General features: G+C 51.7%; 2 protein-coding genes and 2 pseudogenes. 1 reads left to right on the forward strand and 3 read right to left on the reverse strand.

Annotated elements, in window-relative coordinates; all coding sequences use genetic code 11:
- Nucleotides 1-438: hemagglutinin repeat-containing protein (locus M6G53_RS24755; RefSeq protein ID WP_253335194.1), on the reverse strand; the 438-nt coding region annotated here is incomplete at its 3' end.
- Nucleotides 439-481: 43 nt separating this feature from the next.
- Here M6G53_RS24755 and M6G53_RS24760 point away from each other — a divergent pair.
- A pseudogene (locus M6G53_RS24760) lies at nt 482-729 on the forward strand (hypothetical protein).
- Between the two features lie 33 nt (nt 730-762).
- Here the strand turns inward: M6G53_RS24760 and M6G53_RS24765 are convergent.
- Both M6G53_RS24765 and M6G53_RS24770 read right to left on the reverse strand, forming a co-directional pair.
- Entirely contained in the window at nt 763-1,194 is a 432-nt protein-coding gene (locus tag M6G53_RS24765) for a DUF6392 family protein (protein WP_253335192.1), read from the reverse strand.
- A pseudogene (locus M6G53_RS24770) lies at nt 1,194-1,756 on the reverse strand (hypothetical protein); the annotation flags it as partial. The pseudogene M6G53_RS24770 and the gene M6G53_RS24765, both read right to left, overlap by 1 nt.

Consider the following 1,756-nt stretch of genomic DNA (forward strand, 5'->3'; position numbering starts at 1 on the left):
GCCGTTCTCATGCCCCTTGCCGGCATTCACGCCGGCCGAGACGCTGATGCCATACCCGCCCGAGCCGGCGCCGACGCTCACGCCCAGGTTGCCGCCTTTGCTGCTGTTCTTGCCAACGGTGCTTTCGCTGTTCTGGGCAGATTGCAGGGTAATGTCCCGCGCCGCATCGAGCGACAGGTCCTTGCCCGCTTTCAGCTGGCTGCCGGTGATGGCGATATCGCCGCTCTGGGCGTTGTGATTTTTACCGTGCGCCGTTATCGACAGGTTTTGCCCGGCGGTGAGCGTGCTGCCCTGCGACTGGCGGCTGTCGGTGCGGGTTTCGCTCTTCGACGACTGGCTGCCGTAGGAAGCGCTGATACCGACGGTGTTGGTGGCGCCCTGCGCCGCACCCTCGTCGCCCGGCTGCAAGCCGGCAGCGGCGTTTTTCGCCTCCGCCAAGGCGGTCAGTTCACGTCGGGTTTGCCCTTGGCTCCCATGACAACTGACACTTCAGCATCACACACTCTGGAACACGGTCGTCACTGACGAAGCCATATGGAAAGCGCTCTGTGAAGCCAGCCAGTACCGCCACGACCTTGGCGCGACTGGGTGCGGCAGAACGGTGAGCTGGTGATCGGCGGCGACTGGCTCACCGAGTCTGATATTACCAACGCTGAACAGCTGGAAATGACCTCCGCGCCCGATGTGCTCCAACTGCGGCGGCGGGAAGTGGACGTTTTTAAGGCTTAAAAACAAAGATCCCGGCCAACTGGCCGGGATCTTTTACTGCATCACCGTCACTCTACATAGTTGATCACTATGATTAAACTGAAGATGTAGTTCATAATTTTCAAATTTATATTTTATCCAGCGATTAGTATATCCCAAAAGCATATCCATTTTTCCACCTCCAGTTGCTGAAGGCTCCCCCAACAACCGGATAGCCTCTGACTCACTACTATTAATAGGCAAAGGCAGCTCCCCTACATATACAGAGAACCCTTCGTCAGCTTGCATGTACAAGCTAATTTGATTTACCAGGTCATCTTCTAATAAAAGTAAAACACCCGAGCTAAAGAATGAGTAATAGTTTCGATCACCTAAAACACCCTCATCGAAGGCAGGCAATTCATTAAGTTTTTTAGGAAGATAAACAAACTCATGACTCGTCTTCGAGCGCCCTAAGATGTCAATAAGATCATTCCATGCCAACATTATTTAATGACTCCTGTTTGCCGATTCCTGTCAATAATCTGCTTTATAGCATCATCAACCAGAACTGGATCATAACCACGTTCAATCATATTGGTTCTCAAAGCATCAGTATCACGGCATAACGCCCCACAAAGATTTTTCGCATCTTGCTGAACCTGCGCTGGCGTATTTTTGCCTTTATAAGTTGGGCCTGCTGCATGGACCTCTTTAGGAACCTCTACAGCAGTTGCATTTTGATATAAAGCCTTTTCTTCTGCCGGAGTGAGTTTCCTTCCTAACTCATTTTCCTTTGCTGTTCTCAGAGCAGCAAAGGAAGGTATGTGATCATGTTCTAATCCATCACCAACCTTTTCACGTGCTTTCAGGTCCTTATAAGCCCCTACATCCAACGCCTTGACTGATTGAATCTCATCACTGGCCTTGTTAATCAGCCTGGACGCTTCAGCGACATCCCCCTTCTTCAGCGCCGTTTCTGCCGCCTTGATCGCCTTACCTGCTGCATCTCCAGCCCCAGGAATGATGCCTATCGCCGCAACCAGATAATCCAAAGCACTCTGGGCTT

The sequence above is a fragment of the Serratia nevei genome (assembly GCF_024160145.1).
Taxonomy (GTDB): Bacteria; Pseudomonadota; Gammaproteobacteria; order Enterobacterales; family Enterobacteriaceae; genus Serratia; species Serratia nevei_A.